At 66.6% G+C, this 16,484-nt stretch carries 11 protein-coding genes; 6 read left to right on the forward strand and 5 right to left on the reverse strand.

Translation table 11 applies throughout. The features are described 5' to 3' along the window. Together KF791_12705 and KF791_12710 are read right to left on the reverse strand one after the other, a co-directional pair. Complete coding sequence (locus tag KF791_12705) at window positions 1-2,562, reverse strand: PQQ-dependent sugar dehydrogenase (protein ID MBX3733442.1); 2,562 nt, start codon at window positions 2,560-2,562, stop codon at window positions 1-3. Further along, on the reverse strand, window positions 2,559-3,383 hold the full coding sequence (locus KF791_12710) for a serine/threonine protein kinase (GenBank protein ID MBX3733443.1): 825 nt from the start codon (window positions 3,381-3,383) through the stop codon (window positions 2,559-2,561). The genes KF791_12705 and KF791_12710 overlap by 4 nt, the downstream gene beginning before the upstream one ends. 141 nt (window positions 3,384-3,524) lie before the next feature. Between KF791_12710 and KF791_12715 the strand changes: the two genes are divergently transcribed. From KF791_12715 to KF791_12735, 5 genes are all read left to right on the forward strand, one after another. Continuing rightward, complete coding sequence (locus tag KF791_12715; GenBank protein ID MBX3733444.1) at window positions 3,525-4,355, forward strand: ComF family protein; 831 nt, start codon at window positions 3,525-3,527, stop codon at window positions 4,353-4,355. 294 nt (window positions 4,356-4,649) lie between these two features. Then, window positions 4,650-6,005 carry an NADP-dependent isocitrate dehydrogenase gene (gene icd / locus KF791_12720; protein ID MBX3733445.1) on the forward strand — a complete coding sequence of 452 codons (1,356 nt, stop codon included), beginning with the start codon at window positions 4,650-4,652 and terminating at the stop codon, window positions 6,003-6,005. 152 nt (window positions 6,006-6,157) lie between these two features. Then, the gene (locus KF791_12725; protein MBX3733446.1) at window positions 6,158-7,366 is read left to right on the forward strand and encodes an HlyC/CorC family transporter; all 1,209 of its coding nucleotides are present in this window, start codon (window positions 6,158-6,160) and stop codon (window positions 7,364-7,366) included. Further along, window positions 7,363-8,352 carry a DUF21 domain-containing protein gene (locus KF791_12730; GenBank protein ID MBX3733447.1) on the forward strand — a complete coding sequence of 330 codons (990 nt, stop codon included), beginning with the start codon at window positions 7,363-7,365 and terminating at the stop codon, window positions 8,350-8,352. The genes KF791_12725 and KF791_12730 overlap by 4 nt, the downstream gene beginning before the upstream one ends. Before the next feature lie 8 nt (window positions 8,353-8,360). Next, window positions 8,361-9,728, forward strand: a complete 1,368-nt coding sequence (locus KF791_12735) for an HlyC/CorC family transporter (protein MBX3733448.1) — start codon at window positions 8,361-8,363, stop codon at window positions 9,726-9,728. 9 nt (window positions 9,729-9,737) lie between these two features. Here the strand turns inward: KF791_12735 and KF791_12740 are convergent, their stop codons facing one another. Both KF791_12740 and KF791_12745 read right to left on the reverse strand, forming a co-directional pair. Next, window positions 9,738-10,256 (reverse strand): TlpA family protein disulfide reductase, encoded by a 519-nt coding sequence (locus KF791_12740; protein ID MBX3733449.1) that lies wholly within the window; start codon window positions 10,254-10,256, stop codon window positions 9,738-9,740. Next, window positions 10,253-10,948: a hypothetical protein gene (locus tag KF791_12745; GenBank protein ID MBX3733450.1), complete on the reverse strand. Its 696-nt coding sequence runs from the start codon at window positions 10,946-10,948 to the stop codon at window positions 10,253-10,255. The genes KF791_12740 and KF791_12745 overlap by 4 nt, the downstream gene beginning before the upstream one ends. Window positions 10,949-11,813: 865 nt before the next feature. On the opposite strand from KF791_12745, the gene KF791_12750 reads away from it, so the two are divergent. Continuing rightward, on the forward strand, window positions 11,814-12,491 hold the full coding sequence (locus KF791_12750; GenBank protein MBX3733451.1) for a response regulator transcription factor: 678 nt from the start codon (window positions 11,814-11,816) through the stop codon (window positions 12,489-12,491). 65 nt (window positions 12,492-12,556) lie between these two features. Here the strand turns inward: KF791_12750 and KF791_12755 are convergent, their stop codons facing one another. Beyond that, window positions 12,557-16,372, reverse strand: coding sequence for a hypothetical protein (locus KF791_12755; protein ID MBX3733452.1), 3,816 nt, complete (start codon window positions 16,370-16,372; stop codon window positions 12,557-12,559). Window positions 16,373-16,484 lie beyond the last annotated feature (112 nt).

The raw sequence follows: 16,484 nt of genomic DNA on the forward strand, positions 1-16,484 counted from the left end.
TCACCGGAGGTTCTCAAGGTAGGCCATCAGGTCCCGGACCTCGTCCACCGTCAACGCGGCCGTCAACCCCTCGGGCATCAGGGAGAGGCTTCCCGCCAGGTGGGCCGCCACCAATCGGCCCGGGATGCGCGTCCGCCCTCCGTCGCCACCCATGAGCACCAACGTGCCATCCGGATCCTGCGACACCAACCGCCCGGAGTACTGCTCCCCACCAACGGTCTCCACCCGGTGCTCCGCAAACTGAGGGGCGATGTCCCGCGACGGTTCGAGAAGGGACCACAAGAGCTTTTCACGATCGGACCCGCGGCGAATTGTGGAGAGATCAGGTCCGAGCAACCCGCCACGTCCCTGAACACGGTGGCAGCGCGCGCAGGCCACGGTCGCGGACCGAAAGACGCGAGATCCCCGCTCCGGATCCCCCGGAGCCGCGTCCAGCAACCGGATCCAGCCCTCCACGTCCTCCGGATGAGCCGGCGGCGTCCCGAGGGCCACCGACGCCAATGCCGCCACACGGTCGCGGCCCGATGTTGCGGCCGCCTGCAAGGCAGGTCGCACACCGGGCACCTGCAGCCAACCGGCCAGCGCCCGGGCCACTTCCACAGCCACGACCTCCTCCGGGTCGTCGAGCAACTCCTTCAATGCCGTCACGTGATCGTGATGAGTCCCGGTCAGCGACAGAATCGCCTCGGCGCGCAATTGGGCCGGCTCCACCGCGTTCCGGACGAGGGCCTGCAGGGCGTTCACCGCATCCGGGTCGTCGGTTCCCGCAAGATCCATCACCGCATTCAACCGCAGGAACAATGGCGTCTGACAAGCGCGGACCCTGGCCACCGACCGGGCGATCTGCTCCGGCGAAGGCCGGCTGGGAATGGCCCATACCTGGACGACCGCATCGGTCACCGCCGCCGTCTCTGCGGCATGACTCATCGCCTGGAACTTCGCCACGGCGACCGCATGCAACTCCGCCAGCAGTGGCGTCAGACCGGCCACCTGAAGCACTTCCGGAGCCCCGGCGCCCACATCACCGAGGTCCTCCTCAATGGCCCACACCAGCGCCGCCGTCCGAACCTCGGGATCCTCATCCCGCAATCCCCGGCCAATCCAGGCCTTCTCCCGGTCCCGGCGTTGCCCCATCGGTCCCGCCAGTTCGAGCGACCCGCGCGCGGCCAGCAGCAGCCCGGTGCGCTCCCGGGGAGAGCCACCGGCCCAGGACGCATCCAGGCGGGCTTCAGGGAGGGACGAAAGTCGGTGGATTGCGGTCGCGCGAACAAATGGGTCGGGATCCCCAAGGGCTTGCTCCAGCAATTCCCGTGCGCGGACAGGATCGGCCTGCTCGAAGGAGCGACGCATCCGCTCTGGTTCGGAGGGCGGCGGCAGGGACCGGGGAGGCGTCGCAGAAGGTGTGCGCGCGGAAAGCCGCCACAAGGCGCCCGCACCGTGGACCGGATAGTCAGACTTGACCCAATCGGTGAACACCAGGGAGCCATCTGGCGCCGCCGCCAGACTGACCGGACGAAACGTCGCCCCTCCCACCACCAGCGGTTCGCGGTCCGATCGGAGCGTTGCGCCCACCGGGACCGGACGAAACACCTCGATGCGATGGTCCCATGTGGCGGTGACGAACAACGCCCCGTCATACCGGGCGGGAAACCGCGTTGCGGCGGCATCCAGGATCGAACTCGGGGCCTCGCCCGTCCCCGCCACCATGCCCAGGGTCCCGGGAAGCTCCCCGTCCCATGCAATCAGCGGACTCAGCCCGTCGCGTCCATGCCGAAACTGGAATCCGTAATTTCCCCCACGGATCACGTCGAGCAGACGACACGGAGGACGGGAATCCGGATCATTATCCACCACAAAGAGCCGCTCGTGGCGGTCGAACGTCATGCCGAAGGCGTTCCAAAACCCCCGGGCGAAACCCTCAAGACCTGAGCCGTCCGCCCGACAACGCACGACCACCCCGCCAGCGCCCGCCCGGACGGCGACCCGCCGCTGGTCGGATCCGACGATCGCGTAGGGCAGTCCGAGATTTTCCCCGGTCCCCAGGTAGAGCCAGCCATCGGGGCCGAAGGCGATGCCGCCGATGCCATTGTGTGGGTAGTCGCCCCGGGTCTCCATCGTGAGGATCACGGTGCGATCCAAGGCGCGGACCGCATCCCCCTCCAGGCGATATCGGAGCACGCCGTTTCGATGCGTCACGTACAGGGTGCCCTCCGGACCCATCGCCAGGTGCATGCCCCAGCGGATTCCCTCTGCGGCCACCAGGGGCGGGCCGGGAGCCCCGGGAACCACGACCCGGATGCGATCGGAGGCAGGACCGGAATAGTCCTGTGGCGGGAAATGGGTGTGGGATTCGAGGACGAAGATCCGCCCGGTGGCGTCCACCGTGCACCCGACCGGTGTGACCAGCTCCGGGGCACCGGCGAGGCGCTCGATCTGGAGTTCGGGGTCCAGGCTGCGCGGGAATTCGGCGCCCACCAACGCGAAGGAGATCGCGGCGAGGCAATGGGCAAGCATCCGGACCCGGACCCGCCCGGCCTGCGCGAATGCGACGCGACCGTTCATGGCACGTACAGGGCCTGACGCAGCTCATGAACGAGCACGCCAAGAATCGGGTACCGGGCCGCCGGATCGCGCTCAAGGCACCGGAGCAGGATGCGCTCGAGGTCGGCCGGGATGTCGCCATTGAGCTCGCGCGGCCGCAAAAAATCGGAGCGGTCAATCTGACGCCGAAGCACCTCGTCGGCATTTTCACCGGGGAAGGGCTTGCGCAGGGTGAGCAGTTCGTAGGCGCTGACGCCATAGGCCCAGATATCGGCGCGGTGATCCACGGGCTGCTTCAACAACTGCTCCGGCGCCATGTAGGCCGGCGTGCCCGAGAGCTTGTCCAGCTTCCGCGGCGGCCTCGGGATCGGCTGCGCCAGATCAAAGTCAATCAGCTTGAGCCGGCCGTTCCGCGACAGCAGGACATTCTCCGGCTTCACGTCCAGGTGCATGTACCCGCGGTCATGGACAACCTCCAGCGCCATGGCGAAATCAAGCAGCACCTCGGCGAGATGGTCCGTCAGCACCGGATCCGCCGCCGCCAGCAGCAGCTTGAGGTTGGCTCCCTCGACATACTCCATGACGAGCGCGCGGTGGCCTCCGATTTTGCCGTGTTCGACGTACCCGATGATGTAGTGATCGTCCTGGCAGTCCCGGAGGATCTCCGCACCGGTGTTGAACCGCCCCTTCTCGGTGAAGGCAAACACGGAGTCGTTCAGCAGCAACCGCACCGCGAAGGACCGCCCGGCGTCATCCGTGGCCAGCCAAATCTCCGACTGCCCGCCCGAATTGATCAGTTCGTGCAGGGTGTACTGACCCAGTTTGTCTCCAGCAGTCGCCATTCGGATTGGCCGCGGGTAGCTATCACAGGGGCCGGCCCCCGGAAAGCGCCGCGTGATTCATTTTCGCCCCGGTTCCCCAAAGCGCACGTTGAAAGCAAGGCGCGGGCCGGGCGCCCCGAATTTTCAATCCAAAAACTGGCGATGTTCCGGTCCCGTGGATCGGGTTTGCTGCCGGACACCATGACCGGCCGGTTGCCCCTCGCATGCTCCCACCGGTTGAGTGTCGGGGTCCGGAACCACCTCGAAGACCTTCTGGGCCTCCTGTACCCCAATCGGTGCCTCCTGTGCGATGGGGAGCCGGCATCCGCCCGCGGAGGTTACGTCGGCAGCCGTTGCCGGCGCTCCGTCCGCGCCATACACCCCCCCTACTGTTCCCAATGCGGACTGCCATTTCCCGCCGACATCACCGGGAGCTTCGTCTGCACCAACTGCGAGGGCCTGTCACTTGCGTTTGAGTCCGCCCGGGCCGCAGTGGTGGCTGGCGGGGTCGTCCTGGAGGTGATTCACCGGTTCAAGTACGCCCGGGCGCTCTGGTTTGAACCCTTCCTGTCCGACCTGCTCCTCACCGCGGCAGTGCCCGCCCTTGCGGGTGGCGGTTGGACCGCGGTGGTGCCCGTCCCGCTTCATCCGGTCCGCGCCCGCCATCGTGAATTCAACCAGGCGGAGCGCCTGGCCCGTCCCCTGGCCGCGGCCCTCGGCCTTCCCCTGCTCTGCAACCGGGTCCGCCGCACGATGCCCACGCTCACCCAGACCCACCTTTCCCGGGCCGAACGCGCCCGCAACGTGAACCGGGCCTTCCAACCGGGCGACGGCGGCCGATTGGACGGGGCCTCAGTGGTCATCGTGGATGACGTCTTGACCACCGGTGCCACCACCAGTGCCACCGCCGGGGTGCTGCGCCGCCTGGGCGCCGTCCGTGTCTGCGTCTGGTCGGTCGCCCGCGCGATCCGCGGCGAACCTCCGCTTGCCTGAAGTCCCCGGCCCCGGACCACGATCCGCGGCCGGTTCCCGGGTTCTGAGCCTTCGATCGCTCCGTTCCCGACTCCGGGGAGGCGCTGTTTAAGCCCCTGCCCCGGACCAGGTCATGGGGCGCACCCGAGCCTGAGGCCGCTGGAGCCCCTCGAAAATCCGGGTTTCCGGGTCTCGCCGCGGCGCAAACCCCTTGCCCGCCCCCGTACGCCACCGCTTAACTGACGGGACGCCGTCGCCGCGGCGGTTCCCGGCCTCCGGCTTGGTACCGCGTCAACGGCCATCGTTCATCCGTCCATGCCTTACACCACCTGTTCAGTGCCTCCCGGCGAAAAGATTGCCATTCACGAGGGAAAACTCGCGGTTCCCGACCACCCGATCATCCCGTTCATCCGGGGCGACGGCACCGGACCCGATATCTGGGCGGCAAGCGTCCGCGTTCTCGACGCCGCGGTGACCAAGGCCTACGGCGGTCGCCGCCAGATCGCCTGGATGGAAGTCTTTGCGGGCGAAGAAAGCTTCAAGCGGTTCAACAACTGGCTCCCGGACGACACCGTGGAGGCCTTCCGTGAGTTTCTGGTGGGCATCAAGGGCCCCCTCACCACACCGGTTGGAGGGGGGATCCGCTCCCTCAATGTCGCCCTTCGGCAGATGCTCGACCTCTACGTCTGTCTGCGCCCCGTGCAATACTTTCGCGGGGTTCCCAGCCCGGTGAAGCATCCCGAGAAGGTGGATATGGTGATCTTCCGGGAGAACACCGAGGACATCTACGCGGGCATCGAATTCGCCGCGGGTTCGCCCGAGGCCGGGAAACTCCTGAGCTGGCTCTCAGCCGAGTTCCCGAAGGAGTTCAAGAAGGTCCGTTTCGGCACGCGCGAATCGGCCGAATCGTTCTGGAAAGCCGTGGGTGCGCCCGACGTGGATTCCGGCGTTCAGGTGGGCATCGGGCTCAAGCCCGTCAGCTGGTCAGGGAGTGTCCGGCTCATCCACAGCGCCATCAGCTACGCGATCAAGTTCGGACGCAAGTCCGTCACCCTCGTCCACAAGGGCAACATCATGAAATTCACCGAGGGTGCGTTCCGCGACTGGGGCTACCAATGCGCCGAACGGCACTTCGGGGACAAGGTCTACACCTGGACGCAGTGGGAGCGGACCAAAAAGGCGCAAGGCGAGGAGGCCGCCAATGCCGAACAAAAGGCCGCCCTGGCCGCCGGCCGCGTCCTGGTCAAGGACGCCATCGCCGACATCGTCCTGCAGCAGGTCCTGACGCGTCCGGAGGACTTTGATGTGATCGCGACCCTGAACCTCAATGGCGACTACCTGAGCGACGCCCTTGCCGCCCAGGTGGGCGGCATCGGCATCGCGCCGGGCGGCAACATCAACTACATCACCGGGCACGCCATCTTTGAGGCCACGCACGGGACGGCCCCCAAGTATGCCGGCAAGGACATGGTCAACCCCGGCTCGGTGATCCTGAGCGGTGAGATGATGCTTCGGCACCTGGGATGGGTGGAAGCGGCCGATCTGGTGTTGCGCGGCTTGAACGGTGCGATTGGAAGCCGTCGGGTGACCTATGACTTTGCCCGCTTGATGGAGGGCGGCACGCAGGTCAAGTGCTCGGAATTCGGCGACAATCTCATCGCCCACATGTGAGGGCCCGCGGCCCCGGGTCCACCGGCGGCCCCGGGGCCCGCAGTGGATGGTCCAGGGCCTGAACGCGGCAGGCAACCGGCGGATTGAACGGCTGGGCCCCCTCGCGCATGCTCGAACGCGTGCCGCTGCCCGCCAACTGGGTGCTGCCCCTGATGCTGCTGCTGGTGGGGTTCAGTTTTTTCTTCGCCGCTGCCGAAACCGCCCTTTTTTCCCTCGGGCCCTGGCGGGCCCGGCGCCTGGCGGAGCAACGTCCAGCCCCCGGGGCGGTGGTGTCCGGATTGCTGGCGCGTCCCGACGAACTCCTGGCGAGCCTGGTACTCGGCAACACGGTGTCGAACTTCCTGCTGGTGGCGCTGGGTCTGCTGAGCTTCGGGGTGGCCCTCTGGGAGCGCTTCCTGGTCCTGTTGGTGCTCCTCGCCGTGTTGCTGATCGCCTGCGAAATGACGCCCAAGGCCCTCGCCGTTCGAAGCCCCGAAGCCTGGGCCCTGCGCGTCGCCCGGCCGATGCGGCTCTTCGTACGGTTCACCGGACCGGTGATCCGTTTCGCCCGAAACGTGGTGGACCGACTGCTCAGTCCGGTACTCCGCTGGGCGCCGCCAACGCGGGTCGAGGTCACCGCCGAGGAGTACGCCGACCTGGTGGATCTCGCGCATCAGCAGGGTGCGGTCTCACGCGCCGAACGCGACATCATCCACCGCATCCTCGCCCTCAACCGCAGGACCGCCCGGGATGCCATGCGCCCACGGGCGCAGATGGTGCTACTGCCCGACGATCTGCCGGTCGCGGACCTGGCGCGGTCCGCACGCGAACTCCGGCACCACCGGATTCCCCTCTTTGACGAGACCCCGGAAAACATCGTGGCGGTGCTGAACACCCGAACCCTGCTGCTGGCGCCGGGTGCCGACCTGGACGAGGCGCTGGAGTTCCCCTCGTTCGTCCCGGAAAGCATGAACCTGATGGCGCTGTTCCAAGCCCTGCAGCGGCAGCGCCGCGGCCTCGCGATTGTTCTCGACGAGTTCGGGGGTCCCTCGGGGCTGGTGACGCTTGAAGACGTGCTCGAAACCGTCGTGGGACCGATCCGGGGTGAAGGGGAGGCGGAAGGCTTTGTGATGGAGCGCATGGCTCCGGGGCGATGGCGCGTCAACGGGGCCATGCGGCTGGATGATTTTGCCCGGGAGTTCCCCGGGCTGGGGAGTGATCCCGACGTGGACACCCTCGGCGGCCTTGTGGTGAAGCTGGCCGAAGTCGTGCCGGCTCCAGGGGAGGTGTTCCTCCACCGCGGCGTGCGCTTCACGGTGCGGGCATCGGACGAACGACGGGTTCGAGAACTGATGGTCGAGGCCGTCGGAGGGGGGACATGAATCTCGAATTGCTCCAGGCGCCGGTGCTCGCCGCAGCCTTGGTGCTGTCGGCATTCCTCTCCGGGATGGAGGCCGCCGTCATGGCCGTGAGCCGTCTCCGCATCCGGCAATGGGTGCGCGAGGGGCGTCCGGGCGCCCGCGCCCTCCAGAGCTACCTCGCCAATCCGGAGAATTTTCTCTGGACCGTGCTGGTCGGGAACACCCTGGCGAACTTCTTCATCGTGGTCATCACCGTGTTCTGGCTGAACGAACGGGTGGGCCAATGGCCTTGGGTGCTCTGGGGGCTCATCGGGATCATCGCCTTCTGCCTGTACGTCGTGAACGACCTGCTGCCCAAGGCCCTCTTCCGCCAGTTTCCCGACCGCCTCGCGCTGTGGCTCGTCTGGCCATTCCGGCTGGTCCACGCGCTCCTCTGGCCCTTCGTCACGCTGATCGAGAGCTTCACCTCCCAGCTGCTGCGCTGGACCGGCGGACGCTCCCTCAACAGCCAGTTTTTCGCCAGCCGCGACGAAGTGCGCGACGTGGTCCTGGATCCCGCCAGCCGCCTGCATCCCACGGAACGTCAACTGATCCACCGGGTCCTCGACCTGAAGTACCGGACGGTCGGGCAAATCGCCCGTCCGCTCACCCTCGCGGACTCGGTCAACATCCGAACCCCGATTCCCGAGGTGCTGGAGCTCTACAGCCGTCGGGGGCACACCCGCTTGCCGGTCTGGGATTCGGGGCTGACCTCGGCGCGCATCGCGGGGGTGGTCAGCCTGAAGAACATCCTGTACAGCCCGGGCGCGCCGGAACGGAAGGTGGCGGGGGACTACCTGCGTCCGGCGCTCTTTCTCAGCGAGTCGTTGCCGCTGGAGGAGGCGCTGCGCCGTCTCCAGCGGAGCGGGCAGCCGCTGGCCATCGTGGTGGACAACAGCCGGCGGGAGCGGGGGTTCCTGACGCTGTCGGACGTCCTCAAGGCGGTCTTCGGGGAGGTGACGCTGTGAACCTGGAGATGCTGTGGACCCTGGCAGGGCGTCTGACAGTGGCGCTGCTGCTGGTATTGGTGAACGGGTTCTTCGTCGCCTCGGAGCTGGCGCTCGTGAAGATCCGGGAGACACAGCTCGACACCCTGGTGGCGCGGCGGCGCCGCGGCGCCCGGGACGCGCTCCGGCTCAAGCGGAACCTCAATGCCGCGATTACCGCAACCCAACTTGGGGTCACGCTCGCCGGCATGGCGCTTGGCCGGTATGTCGAGCCCATGGTGGAGGTGGTCGCAGAACCGTTGCTGCATGCCCTTGGGCTACCACCCCGACACTGGGCCTACGGGGTCCTCATCGGTGCGGGCTTCGTGATCATGTCGTTTGTCCTGATGATCCTCGGGGAGGCCCTGCCCAAGGCATTGGCGATCAACAAGACCGAGCCGGTCACGCTGATGATTGCCACACCGCTCAGCTGGTTTTTCCAGATCGCAAGACCGCTGATCCGGGTGATCAGTGGCACCGCGCTGTGGTTGGCGCAGCGCCTGGGCGTCGAGCCGCTCGACGAACATGAACGGCACAGTCCTGAAGAACTGCGGCTGATGATCCTCTCGGGGGCCAAGGACGGCGCGGGAACCGAGCTCGGACACGATATCGTGCTCAATTCCCTCGACCTGCGTCGCCGGGTGGTGCGCGAAGTGATGCGCCCGCGGCGGGAGATCACGGCGCTCAACACCGCCGCAACGCTGGAAGCCTGTCTGGAGGTCGCAGAACGCAGCCGGTACTCCCGCTTCCCGCTGTGTGAGCGCGGCGATCTGGACCGGACACCCGGGGTGGTCCATTTCAAGGACCTGGTCGCCCTTCGGAACCGCGCGTTGACCGGGGCCGACCTGCTCCCGGCCGCCCGCCCGGTCATCTACGTGCCCGAGACGGCGCGATTGGAGCGGGTCCTCCAGCTCTTCCTGGAGCGGAAACTCCACCTCGCCCTCGTGGTGGACGAATACGGCGGCACCACCGGCATGCTCACGCTGGAGAACATTCTGGAGGAACTGGTCGGGCAGATTCAGGACGAATTCGACCACGAGGGCCCCCGGATGTCCCGGAGGGGTGAGGACGGCTGGGAGCTCGCGGGCTCGCTGCCCCTCTTCGAGCTGTCGGAGCTGACGGGTACGGCGTTGGAGACCGACGGGGTGACCACCCTCAACGGCTGGGTGACCCAGCGGCTCGGACGCTTCCCCCGCCGTGGGGATCGCATTGCGATCGGCGGCTTCGATCTGATGGTGGAGGATCTCGAGGGATTGCGGGTGGGGCGGGTGTTGCTGAAGCGCCTCTCAGCCGCCGAGTCTTCCGAAACGACCGACGTGGAGGAGCAGGCGGGAACCGGCGGGGAATCGCCCGGATAGGGCCTGCACTCACTGTGGCGGCAGCAGGGGCTGCACGACGTTGGAGATCTCCCGTTCGGTGAGGGTTCCGAGATAGCGGGCCACAACCTGGCCGTTGGTTGCGATGACGAGGGTCGTGGGCAACGAGGCGATGGCGAGGGACTCCAGGAGGTTGGTGTCGGCAATCAGGACCGGGTATTGAATTCGATGGCGCCTGGCAAATGGGCCCACCACGGCGGCCCCCCGTTCATCCGTGGCGGCTCCGAGCACCGCGACCCCTCTCTCGGACCAGGCCCGGTGAACGGCATTGAGCTCGGGGATCTCGCGGCGACAGGGAGGACACCAGGTCGCCCAGAAATTGAGCACCACCACCCGTCCGGCAAACTGCGCTGAATCCACGGGTTCCCCGGTCAGGCTGTCCATCTGCCACTCCGGCATCATCACACCCGACCCGGGAAGGCGCACAAACGACGGCCCCGTCGGCCGGCTGACCCACCAGCCTAGCAATGCGGCCAGGGCAAAGGGCACGAGCCATCGGGGGCGCTTCATGGGCGGTCCCCTCCGGTGCGTGCCCTGCGAATCGCGCGCTCAATCACCGGCGTCCAGGCCGCGTAGCCGGCAGCGTTCAGATGGAGCGCATCCGGCTCGAAATACGCCGGATCCGGCTCCCCATCCGGGTCGAGGACTACGGCAAACGTGTCCGCGAATTCAATATTCGGATGCTGCCGCGCGAAACCCGCCATCCGGGCATTGAGATCCCGCTGGGCCTCCATCAATGACCGCCGGCTGGGACTTGCCTTGACCCCAAGCAGGATGACCGGAGTCCCGGGCAATTGGCGCTCCACCCGATTGAGAAACTCCAGCACATCCGACGCCACGGCGTCGGCCGGCGCGCCCCGCGCCAGGTCGTTGTCCCCCTCGTACACCACAATCATCCGCGGGCGATACGGCGTCACCACCCGATCAAAGTGCAGCAGCAGGTCCCGCATCGTGGAGCCGCCAAACCCGCGGTTGAGAACGGGTTCCCCCGGGAATACCGCAGGCAGATTGGTCCAAAGCCGGATGCTGGAACTGCCGACAAAAAGGACCGGACCACGCGGCGGCGGGGTTTGGCGGTCCGCCAGCTCGAACTGCCGGATTTCCGGCTCGAAGGGGACGGCCTCCGAATCCCGAGCGACAGCATGCGCCTGAACGCCAGCCCCGGCCAAAAGCACGGCCCAGCCGGTTCGAATCCAATGCATGGATTCGGATCATGAACCTCGAACGGAAATGTGGCCAGCCTCAACGGAGCCCCTGCTGCACCGCCTCACCGCCTCGCCGCAGGGCATTTCATCTGATTTGACCGGGCTGGGGCATGGCCGTGGGTCTCGGCCGATCAGGCCTGCTGGAAGGCGCGGCGGACGTCCACCGGCTCGAAGTGCCACCTCCCGCATAGGGACGGGTCATTGCCGGGTCGCCCCTCCGGGATCCCGACAGAGGGACAGGCGAAGGGTCCCGAACTCCCCTCGCGGTGGGGCGAGAGTCCTCGCGAGCCGTCCGCGCGTGGAGTCCCCACAGCCCAGGTACCAAGGTTGCCCGCGCGGTTCGCGGGAGCCTCACCCATCCAGCCGAAAACCTCCCCCGATCAAGACAGTCACCGGCAACGGGGCCGGCGGTCCAGACATAGGGACAGGTCAATGCTGGGTGGCCTCCCCGGGCTGGGAACGCGCGACGTTCCACCATCCAAGCACCATAACCCCGATCCCCGCTGTCACTCCACACGCTGTGCGGAAGAAATTACGGACGTGCGGGAGCGTGTCCCTACCAGCAATTGGCAGCGGCGTGTTCCATCCGCGACCCAGATTTACTCCGCCACGCCCACGGTCAAAACCGCAGGGAACGCGGGAAGACCTACCGCCCAAGAGCTACCAGCACGGGAAGGGCGCATTCATCGCCCGACTCCGGACCTCATCTCCGCGGCAGCCTCTCCGCATCGAGAACACCGCGTGTCGCATCGTCATGCGACATGACGCCGTAAGTGTTTGGGCGGCTTGGTGGGCGATGTTGACTCCGGGACCGGATCCGTCTGGCCCTCGACGCCTCACGTCGCCCCGGTAGCCTTTCTACGTGGCTCAGACATCCGTCACGCCCGCCGCGGCCCCGATCCAGGTGATCCTGGTCGAGGACGACCGCGCACTCGCGTCGGAACTCGCCGCACTGCTGCGAAACGAGGCCGATCTCAACGTCGCCGGCACCTTCGGCACGGCCGAGGCGGCCGAACGGGACCTGATCGCCGGCATGGCCGACGTGGTGGTCACCGACATCCAGCTTCCCGGCCGCAGCGGGATTGACCTGATTCGGGCTCACAAACCGAACCTGCCGTCCACCCAGTTCCTGGTGCTCAGCATGTTTGACGACGACGACGTCGTCTTCGCAGCACTCCGCGCCGGCGCCAGCGGGTACATCCTCAAACGGAATCTCCGGGGCCAGCTCGCCGGAATGATCCGAGACCTGCATTCGGGCGGGGCCCCGATGAGCAGCAGCATCGCGCGCAAGCTGGTCCACGAATTCCAGGGACGGAGCCCCGATGCCGAGGCCGTGGCCGTGGCCGGGCTGGCGCCCCGCGAATCGGAGCTTCTCGACCTGCTCGCCCGCGGACGCAGCTACAAGGAATGCGCCGAGGCCATGTCACTGAAGCTGGACACCGTCCGCACCTACATCCGGCGCCTGTACGAAAAGCTGCACGTCCACAGCCGCCACGAGGCCGTGGCCAAGGCCAGGAAAGGAGGCGACCCCCAGTCGTGATCCCGGCCTCCGTTGTTGCATTGCATCATTCGAGTGCGGGTCGCCGGAAACCCACAGATTCCGTCTCAAGGCAGTGGCGCTACCATCCGTACACAGGTCCCCTGCCCCGGCGCGCTGGTAATGTCCATCCGCCCCCCGAGCTGACGGGCGCGGTCCCGCAGACTGCCGAGACCGTTGCCACCGCGGCCGTTGGCGGGCTCCGCCGCCGCCACAGCTCCGGCTCCCACTTCTGGAGGGATGGCCGGCATCCGAAACCCGCAGCCATTGTCCTGGATCACGACCTCCACCGCCCGCCCGCCAGCATCAATGCGGAAGGTGAAGTGAACGTGCGTGGCCCGGGAATGCCGCAGCACGTTGCAGCAGGATTCCTTGACCCACCGCAGCAGGTGATGCCGCCAGTCGCCCGGAACGAGGATTTTGGGGATTTCCGAGGGAAGGTCGAAGACCGCCGTCATCGGGGAGCCGGTGAAGAAATCCTCCATCCAGGCCTCCAGGTAGCCGACCACGCTCTCGAGGGAATCCTTGGATGGATTCACCACCCAGACCGTTTCGTCCAGGGCCCGCAGAACGCTTCGGGGATCGGCCCCGGGTCCCAAGGCCCCCGGGGACACGCCGGACGACACCCCTCCATTTCCTCCCAGGCGGAGCGTCATCCGGGTGAGCTCGGCCCCCAGCTCGTCGTGCATGTCCTGTGCGATCTTGCGCCGCTGGTCGGTCAACCGGAGTTCCTGCTCAATCCGGGAGGCGCGGCGGGCGCTGCGCAACCGCAGGGACACCAACCCGACCACCGCACCGGCCACCGAAGCCATCGAGAGCCCCCGAAACCAGACCGTTTCAAAATACCGCGGCAGAATTTCGAATTCCAGCCGGGCCGGTGGGTTGCTGACGAGGCCGCTTCCGCCGCGGGCCCGCACCGCCACGCGATAGGTTCCGGGCCGGAGATGGGTCAGGACCGCGTGGGGCTGGGAGGTTTCGCGATGGATCTGTGTGTTTGGCCCAATGATTTCATAACTGTAGGTCACCCGCTCCGGGGTGGTGAAGCTCACGCTGTCGAACAGGACCTCCACGCCCCGGCCTCCGCCCGGCGGCAGGACCATTCGTTCGGCAACGGCAGGAAAGGGTCGCTCGTTCGAGAGGATCGCCGCAATCGCCACGGGAGGAGGCCGAAGCGTCTCCAACACCTCGCGCGGATCGAAGCCGGCGAGTCCTCCCGAGGTCGCCACCCAGATGCTGCCATCGGCACAGCGAGCCATGGCCGGCTGGAAATTAAGGCGGGCTTCCCCCGGGGGAAACCCGTCGGATCGTGCGAGACTCAGCGGGTTTACCCGCGGGATCCGGCCTGCGAAGAAATCCTCCAATTCCTGACGCCGCACCGCATGGACGCCCCGTTTTCCGGCGAACCAGACGTGACCCTCCGCCTCTTCCATATCGCACACGACGGACTCCGAAAGTCCGTCGGCAGGTCGAATCCATCGAAAGGCCCCATCCCTCCAGATGCCGAGGCCATTTTCACTGCCCAGCCACAGGGTGCCATCCGGCGAAAATCCCAAGGGAACGCACATGCTTTCGGGAGGAGAATGGGTATCCGGGAACCAGGCCACCTGCTCGCCTTCAATACGGAACAGGCCGTGATTGCCGGTACCCACCCAAAGTCGGCCCGAAGCATCCTCCGCGATTCCGATCAGATGGACCCGCGGGTCCGGATGGAGCGTCCACACCCGGAAGTCGGGCCCTTCATTACAAAATATTAGTCCAGATGGTTGCCCATCGGGAAGCCTCCGGATCTGAACCAACTCACGTTCACGAACGAGCCAGGGGGTGCCATCCCGGGCCACGTGGACTTGGGAAACTTCGGCAAGATTCGGGCTTGACCCATTCGAACGGATCAAATGGAGGTGCCAACTGGCTCGTTCGCGGGTCACCTCGGGACCACCCTCAAGATTTGGAGCAGCGGAGATCAGGCGTCCATCCTGGAAAAGCGCGCAGAGTCCCAATCCGGGTCGAAATGATGGCAGCGGCGCCGCCTTCATCGTCCCGGGATCGAGGATTGCGATGCCAGACCCGTGGACACCCACAAGGAGTCGTCCGTCAGGAGAGGCCGTGACCGAATGAGTATTCTTTCCCGCCAACCCATCAGGCGCCCCCGGAACGCGGATCAGGGGCGCTTGAACCAGGGCAACCCCTTGGGTCCTTGTTCCCACCCAAACGCCTCCCTCGTGATTCGGGATGACCGCAGTGATGCTGGAGTCCTCAATGCCGGCGCCGATCGGCACATGGGTCCAAGCGCTGCCGTCATACTCAAGAAGGCCGCGAGAGGTCGCGAACCAACCCTTCATTCCGCGACCCGAAACCTCTGCGACCGGAGTGGCAGTAGCCCCTGCGAACTCCCAAGTGCCGCCGGCGTGACGCCGCCAATGGAAGCCCTGCTTTCCCGAGTCAACGCGCACCTCCGACCACTGGGCTCCGTCGAGTGATTCCATCCAGAGTCGCGCGTGGACGCCGCCATCCGGCCTGGAATCGGCCACTCTCACGCATGGCGGTACCCAATCCGGCCGGGAGTCCGGATCTCCATCGTCGTCCTCAAACTGGGCCATCATCACCAGGGCACCGGTCGCGAGGTCCCGTCGCCAAAGCGCGTCCGGTTCCTCGGTGGCGATCCAGAGGGCATCCCTTCCCTGCCACAATTGCTGCACCTGCCCGGGAAGCGCAGTCACCCACTCGACTCGTTCCTCGATCCCGTGAATGCGCCAAAGTTGGGCCAGACCCCGGGGCTCCTCATCCCGATAACTGGCCACCCAAAGGTCGTGATCGCCCGACGGGGCCATGGCGCGCACGTACGAGGCCGGGCTCAACTGGCTGAAGACCTTCGGCGGCACCCCGGGCTTCAGGCGCAACAGTCCGCGAAACAGGCCGAGCCAGACCGTCCCGGTTGGATGCTCCGTCATGCAGATCACGTCGGGGGATGTCCGGGCAAGTTCGTTTTCCACGCCGTCCAAAAGCTCGAAGCGCCGCCCGTTGAATTGGAACGGCCCGTGTTCCAATCCAAGCCATAGCGCTCCGTTGCCCCGCTGAAGCAGGGTTTGGACATGTGCGGTGGGCAGCCCGTGATCGGTGGTCCAGTGGGCAACCCGATAGGCCATCGGACCCGCGACATGGACCGCCACGTGTTCCGGAACGATCGCAGGTCCGCCGGTCGGCAGGGCCCGAGGCTCGGGCCGCGGTTGCCCGCTCAGTTCACGGATCGCGACGTCGGTGAGGGCGCGGCCATAGATGCGGAGATCCCTGATGTCCCCATCCCAAGGGTCATTTCCCAGAGCTCTGTTTCCCACACAAAGCGTGGTTGCAGGACCTACGGCTGGAATTGGCACAACACCCCTGACGGACCAGCGGTCATCCAGCAGAATCTCCACCCCGGATGAAGCCACCCGAATTGCCAGAAAATGCCAATCGTCACCCAAGACCACCCAAGGCGTCTGGCCGGCCGGGGCGCCGGCGGACCAACTGGCAACTGCACAACAGTTCGAACACCCATAGCCTTGGAGGCCCCACCAGTCCTGGAGTCCCGAATCCAGCACAAGGATCCCACCGTTCGCCCCGCCGCCATCGGGCAAGACCCGCCGGATCCAGCATGTGATCGTGAACGTGGTGTTGGTGATGCCCGGCCCCAACTCCATCCAGCCGGCCAAACCCCCAAATCGCGCCCGAGGATCCGAGGCCTGGGGGCCGAGACCCCGGCGAACGCCTTTGCGTCCGGTGACCTCATCCATGCCCTCGGCAGGATCAGGCCACCAGTGGAGCAGGCCTTCGGCGGGAATCACCGGTGGCGTCTGTGCGGCCGCACTCGCGTCCGGAACCATCAGGCACCATAACAAGGCCAACATCCGAACGGACCGCCCGATCCCGCACGAAATCCGGTCGGCATGCCCCCGCCATTCCTCCCTGCTTCCCTGTGCCGGCCTGCACCGATAGGCTCCGCCCCCTGAGCCCGTCCTG

The organism is Verrucomicrobiia bacterium, from assembly GCA_019634635.1.
Classification (GTDB): Bacteria; Verrucomicrobiota; Verrucomicrobiia; order Limisphaerales; family UBA9464; genus UBA9464.

Excerpts from the sequence above, each read along its gene's own strand:
- KF791_12705 (MBX3733442.1), bottom strand. The coding sequence starts at position 2,562 with ATGAACGGTCGCGTCGCATTCGCGCAGGCCGGGCGGGTCCGGGTCCGG.
- KF791_12710 (MBX3733443.1), bottom strand. The coding sequence starts at position 3,383 with ATGGCGACTGCTGGAGACAAACTGGGTCAGTACACCCTGCACGAACTG.
- KF791_12715 (MBX3733444.1), top strand. The coding sequence starts at position 3,525 with ATGTTCCGGTCCCGTGGATCGGGTTTGCTGCCGGACACCATGACCGGC.
- icd (MBX3733445.1), top strand. The coding sequence starts at position 4,650 with ATGCCTTACACCACCTGTTCAGTGCCTCCCGGCGAAAAGATTGCCATT.
- KF791_12725 (MBX3733446.1), top strand. The coding sequence starts at position 6,158 with ATGCTGCTGCTGGTGGGGTTCAGTTTTTTCTTCGCCGCTGCCGAAACC.
- KF791_12730 (MBX3733447.1), top strand. The coding sequence starts at position 7,363 with ATGAATCTCGAATTGCTCCAGGCGCCGGTGCTCGCCGCAGCCTTGGTG.
- KF791_12735 (MBX3733448.1), top strand. The coding sequence starts at position 8,361 with ATGCTGTGGACCCTGGCAGGGCGTCTGACAGTGGCGCTGCTGCTGGTA.
- KF791_12740 (MBX3733449.1), bottom strand. The coding sequence starts at position 10,256 with ATGAAGCGCCCCCGATGGCTCGTGCCCTTTGCCCTGGCCGCATTGCTA.
- KF791_12745 (MBX3733450.1), bottom strand. The coding sequence starts at position 10,948 with ATGCATTGGATTCGAACCGGCTGGGCCGTGCTTTTGGCCGGGGCTGGC.
- KF791_12755 (MBX3733452.1), bottom strand. The coding sequence starts at position 16,372 with ATGTTGGCCTTGTTATGGTGCCTGATGGTTCCGGACGCGAGTGCGGCC.